At 64.2% G+C, this 5,083-nt stretch carries 4 protein-coding genes; all 4 read right to left on the bottom strand.

The window, feature by feature from the left end; translation table 11 throughout:
- Nucleotides 1-60: 60 nt before the first annotated feature.
- The 4 genes from V6M52_RS02365 to V6M52_RS02380 all read right to left on the bottom strand — a co-directional run bounded on the left by V6M52_RS02365 (nucleotide 61) and on the right by V6M52_RS02380 (nucleotide 4,818).
- Nucleotides 61-312: a hypothetical protein gene (locus tag V6M52_RS02365; protein WP_332699037.1), complete on the bottom strand. Its 252-nt coding sequence runs from the start codon at nucleotides 310-312 to the stop codon at nucleotides 61-63.
- 269 nt (nucleotides 313-581) lie between these two features.
- Nucleotides 582-1,082 (bottom strand): hypothetical protein, encoded by a 501-nt coding sequence (locus V6M52_RS02370; protein WP_332699040.1) that lies wholly within the window; start codon nucleotides 1,080-1,082, stop codon nucleotides 582-584.
- A gap of 159 nt (nucleotides 1,083-1,241) precedes the next feature.
- Nucleotides 1,242-4,229 carry a TonB-dependent receptor domain-containing protein gene (locus V6M52_RS02375; RefSeq protein ID WP_332699044.1) on the bottom strand — a complete coding sequence of 996 codons (2,988 nt, stop codon included), beginning with the start codon at nucleotides 4,227-4,229 and terminating at the stop codon, nucleotides 1,242-1,244.
- A 244-nt stretch (nucleotides 4,230-4,473) separates the two neighbouring features.
- A complete protein-coding gene (locus tag V6M52_RS02380) occupies nucleotides 4,474-4,818 on the bottom strand; it encodes an ArsR/SmtB family transcription factor (RefSeq protein ID WP_332699046.1) in 345 nt (114 codons plus the stop codon).
- Nucleotides 4,819-5,083: the final 265 nt, after the last annotated feature.

Raw genomic sequence — 5,083 nt, forward strand, 5'->3', positions numbered from 1 at the left:
TGCCTGCAAGTGAAGGATCCGGCCCCGCCCTCCGCGGGTCGAGGGCGGGGCCGGACGCGTTCAGCCGAAGCGTTGGCCGAGATCGACGCGGATCACGTCCTCGAAATCGTCCTCGATCACGACTTTGATGCGGCCGGACAGGCAGTTGCAGCCGGTGTGCTTGTGGATCAGCTCCAGGATCGACTTGCTGACGATGCTGAAGTCCTTGTCGACGAAGTCCCCCGGGGTCGAGACCTTGAGGACGGAACTGTCGAGTCCTTGCACAAGGCTCATTTGGGCATAGCGCCCCTTTGTAGCGACAGCGGCAGTCATGGGTGTTTCCTCCAAGAAACGCCCGAGAGTCATATCACCGACAACAATGTTCGCAGATCAATAATACTTGATCTACTGGCTGAATTGGTAAATATCGACTAACCAAATCTGAATAGTTAAGCTTATTTACTCTACGTATAAGTAGACATCTTTCCTGTCGGAGCAATTGTCAAGCTTTGTGTCCGAGAGGTCACTCCAGCGCGCGCTGGGGACGGCCAGGTCCGCGAAGACCTGGACCGATGCTGGGCCGCCGCCGGCGATCACCTGGCCTAGGCGGGGTCGCCGGGCTTCCGCGCCCGGCTGATGATCAGCGAGAAGGTGAGGCCCACCAGCACCATGTGGCAGAACATCTGGTTGAGTATCGGGAACCAGCCGCTCGGCGCCTTGTTGGTCGCCAGCGACAGCGGCACCACCAGATAGTTCATGAAGAAGTAGAAGCCGAACCCGAAGGCCGGGCCGGCGATCCAGGGGTGGCGGTTCATCGCCGGCAGCCTGCGGCTGGCGAGATAGTAGAAGGTCGCCGCCCCCAGCATGATCAGGGTGTGGGCCGCCATGCCGAGCGCCGCCGTGGCCGCGCCGCCCGTGTAGGCCGCCTTGCCCAGCAGGCCGCTGGCCACCGACTGCAGGATGCGCTCGGCCGGGACGCCCTTGAGCCCCCAGATAATGATCGGATTGGAGATGTCGAGAACCGCGGCGATCAGCCCGGCGCCAATGATCGCCTCGATCGGGCGCAGGGCGCGCCTGGTCGGGTTCGCGGTGAGAGTGGTCATGGCTCGCGCCTCCCGGCAACGTCGTCATTTTTTTCGTCAAGAAGGTCGGGGCGACGGAGGGGAACCGCCGCCCCGAGAGGCCCCGCCCCGCCGGAGCGGGATTCCGATGAGGCGGTGACGACGAGGCGGGCGATAGGGCCCGCCTCGTCGCGGGGATGGTCAGTACTTCGCCGTGATGCCCAGGAACAGGAAGCGACCCAGGGCGTCATAGACCTGCGGGTGGGTGTTTCCGTTGCAGGGGCCGCCGCGGCAGTTTGTGCCGCCGTTGAGCGGCGGATCCTTGTCCAGCACGTTGTTGACCCCGGCGCGGAAGGTATAGTTCTCCGCGATGGTCCAATTGGCCATCAGGTCGAGATAGCTGCGCGCGCCGAGCTTCAAGTCCGTTGCCGGCGGAGCGGCCTGCGCGAGCAGGGGATCGTCCGACGTCCCGTCCAGATCCACGCTGGAGAAGTAGCGCCACTGAGCCGAGAGGCTCAGGTCCCAGATGAACGGCGTGTTCCAGGTCAGACGGGCCTTGTGGCGCCATTCGGGGTTCGGCACGCCCGGGGTGACGCCGCGGCCGCTGCAGTTGTTGCCGTAGAGGCCGGCGCAATCGACCCAAGGATCGCCCTTTTGGGTCTGGCTCTTATAGCTAAGCAGGTAGGTGCCGGTCATGCTGGCCGAGATCGTGCCCATCCCCTCGAAGCCAAAATCGTCCAGGTTCGCGCGGTAATTGGCGTTGATGTCGATGCCGCTGGTCCGCAGGCCGCCGGTGTTCTCCGTGAGGTCGATCACATAGCCGTCCGGCCCGTTCGGCGTCAGCCAGAGCGATCCCTGGGGGTCACGCTTGACCAGGGCGCACTTGGCGGCGTCGCCTGCCAGGCAGAGCGACAGGGTGTTGTCCTGGCCCAGCGAGTTGATGAAGTCCTTCAGCTTGATGTCGAAATAGTCGAGCGAGAAGTTGAAGCCCGGCAGGAAGGTCGGCGCCGCCACGAACCCGAAGGAGACCGTGTCGCTGGTTTCGGGCTTCAGGTTCGGGTTGCCGCCGATCAGCCCGTAGTACTGCGGGGCCGGGTTCGGCGTGATGGCCAGGACCTGGGCGGTGGTCAGGTTGAACGCCGCGGCGCAGCGGGCGACCAGCGGATCTCCGGCGGTGAGGCCGGCGCAGGGATCGCTCGTGCCGTTCAGCGCGATGGTCTGGGCGCCGTACAGCTCGACCAGGTTTGGCGCGCGGACAGCACGCTGGTAGCTGGCGCGCAGCCGCAGGCCCTCGACCGGAACCCAGTCGCCGCCAGCCTTATAGGTATTGGTGGTCTGGCCGAAAGAGTAGTCGGAATAGCGATAGCCGACCTCGGCTTGCAGGCTCTGGATCCCAGGCATGTCCTTGACGAGCGGGATACGCGCTTCGCCGTAGACTTCCTTGACGTCGTAGCTCGCGTTGATCGGAGGGATCGGACCGCCGGCGCCGCTGATCAGGCCGTTGGTGGCCAGGAAGTCAGCGACCACCTTCATGTCCTCGCTGCGATATTCGGCGCCCAGCGCGACGCCGACGCCCTCATCGGTCCACGGGAGTTTGATCCCGTACTCGGTGAGGTCGCCGCCAAGCGAGAAGTTGACCACCCGCTCGATGGTGTGGCCGTCGAGGTAGCTCGGCGCCTGGAGGTAGTTCAATGCCGCCGGTGTGACCCCGGTCAGGGTGAAGATGTTGTAGGGGACGCAGGCCGGGTCGCTGCCGTCGATCACCGATTGGCAGACGATCTGGCCCGCGGCGTTGCGCTTGACGATCAGCGAGTTCTGGATGCGGCCCGAATGGAAGAACTTCGCGGTGTCGGCCGCCAGGATGGTCTTTCCGTACTGGGCGTACATGTCGTAGTTCCAGTTCTCGCCCAGGTCGCCCTTCGCCCCGACGAGCATCCGGTAGGCCATCGAGTGGAAGCTGCTTTCGCGACCGCCGCCCTCGACGTTCCGGCGCGCGACGATACCGCGGAAGAGCGTCGGCGTGCCCGCGTTGGCGCCGCAGAGCTGGGCCTGTTGCGCCGCGGTCATTAGCGGATTGTCGCAGTTGATGTTGAAGTTGGCCGCGAAGATCCCGCCGGGCGCGATTTGCGCCACCGAGGTGTCCTCCATGAACATCAGCTCGCCATAGGCTTCGAGCTTCTCGGAGAACTCATAGCGGGCGAAGGCGCCCATGGTGTAGCGCTCGTCCGGCCGCTGGTAGAAATTGGTCGGGCCGAAGTTGTAGACGTCGAGCGCGGCGTTGCGGGGCCGGAAGGTATTGCCCGGCCCCAGCGGATCGACGACGAAGCCGCCGATCCAGCTATAGGCGTTGGTGCCGGACCCGCCGCAGGTGAAGACCGCGCCTGAGTTCAGGGCGCACGCGCTGTAGTCCCGGTCGGCTTGCAGGATGGGCGCGGCGTGCCGATAGCCGACATAGGCAGTGATGTTGCCTCGATTGTCATCGGTGCTGACCCCGACGGTCAGGGTGATTTCCTGGGCCTCGCCATCGACCACATTCTTCTTGGGCAGCGCGAACTGCTCGGGCACCGGCGCGGTCGCGGCCTTGGCGCGGATCACGTCGGCGACGGCATTGCCGTTGGAATGCTGATAGGTCGAGACCTGCGCGTCGAGGCGCACGCCCTCGAAGTTCTTCTGCATGATGAAGTTGACGACGCCCGCGATGGCGTCGGCGCCATACACCGCCGAGGCTCCGCCGGTCGAGACGTCCAGGCGTTCGATCAGCGCGCTGGGAATGAAGTTCAGGTCGGCCACGGGGTTGCCCGTCGAGGTCGGGTTGCCGGGCATCAGGCGACGGCCGTTGATCAAGACCAGCGTCCGCTGGGCGCCCAGACCGCGCAGGTTCACGGTCGCGGTGCCGTTCGATCCGTTGGAGATCGTCGAGCCTTGCGCGGCGAAGGACTGCGGCATGCTGTTCAGCAGGTCCTCGACCCGGATCACGCCCTGGGCCTTGACGTCGGTGGCGCTCATGGCGACCACCGGGCTGATGCTCTCCAGGTTCGGGGTCGGAATCCGCGTGCCGGTCACCACGATCTCGGCGACGGCCTCTTCATCCATGTCTTGCGCTAAGGCCGGTGTGGACACGCTCGCGAAGAGCACCCCGCACAACATCGACGACGCGAGCAAGCGCCCACGGTTGTTTCGATTCGTCATTGATATCCCCCAGGACATGACAGTGTTGATCGCCGTTGTGGCGGTTTCTCCAACCTGTCGGATTTGGAATTTATGCTTACGCGTTACTGTTTAGATTTGAGGCAAGCATGAATAGCCGAACACTGAGCCAAACGACGCAGCGCTTTCGAGTCTATTTGTCGCAGAATTGCCTCAGTTGTTACGCCTTTTACATTTTGTATTGTTTCCTATGTAACCGGTGCGATCTTGGGTGCGGGTTTGGGAACTAGGCGGCGTCTAGCCACCGGTCCCCGTCGAGGCCTTCGACCGTGCGAGCCGCCTCGTAGGAGATCTGGCCGAAATAGGTCCGCAGCCGCTCCAGCGGCTCGGGGCGCACCGAGTAGATGTTGAGCGAGCCCGTGCGCCGGCAGGTGACCAGGCCCGCATCGAGAAGGACTCTCAGATGGCGCGAGATCGCGGCGCGAACGACCGGGAACCGGCTGGCCAGCTTGCCGACGCAGAGTGGCCGGGCGCTGAGGTGCACGATGATCTTATGCCGGATAGGATCGGAGATCGCGGTAAGCAGCGACTGTTCGATATCGTCCGGGGAACGGGGGATGCGGCGGTTCACTGGAACCACCTCGGAACCGCGAATTGCGGAGCGCGATCGATGACTGACATCAACGCCTCGAAACCAAGCCGCGGACCATGCGCCGCGCAGATCGAGGCTCTGCGTGATGGGCCCGGAAGACTTGGGCGCAGTTCGGATTTTTACCCGATGGGAGCCCGATGATGGCCGACGACGGCAGCCAACTGACAGGCGAAGCCAAGAGCTTCGCGCCGCATCGCCGCCTGGACCTGGCCAACGAGCACGACTTCCAGCTCGGGGCTTTCCG

Origin of the sequence: Devosia sp. (assembly GCF_036676215.1) — a bacterium.
Taxonomy (GTDB): domain Bacteria; phylum Pseudomonadota; class Alphaproteobacteria; order Rhizobiales; family Devosiaceae; genus Devosia.

Coding starts and splice junctions, on each gene's coding strand:
- V6M52_RS02370 (WP_332699040.1), bottom strand. CDS start 1,082: ATGACCACTCTCACCGCGAACCCGACCAGGCGCGCCCTGCGCCCGATC.
- V6M52_RS02375 (WP_332699044.1), bottom strand. CDS start 4,229: ATGACGAATCGAAACAACCGTGGGCGCTTGCTCGCGTCGTCGATGTTG.
- V6M52_RS02365 (WP_332699037.1), bottom strand. CDS start 312: ATGACTGCCGCTGTCGCTACAAAGGGGCGCTATGCCCAAATGAGCCTT.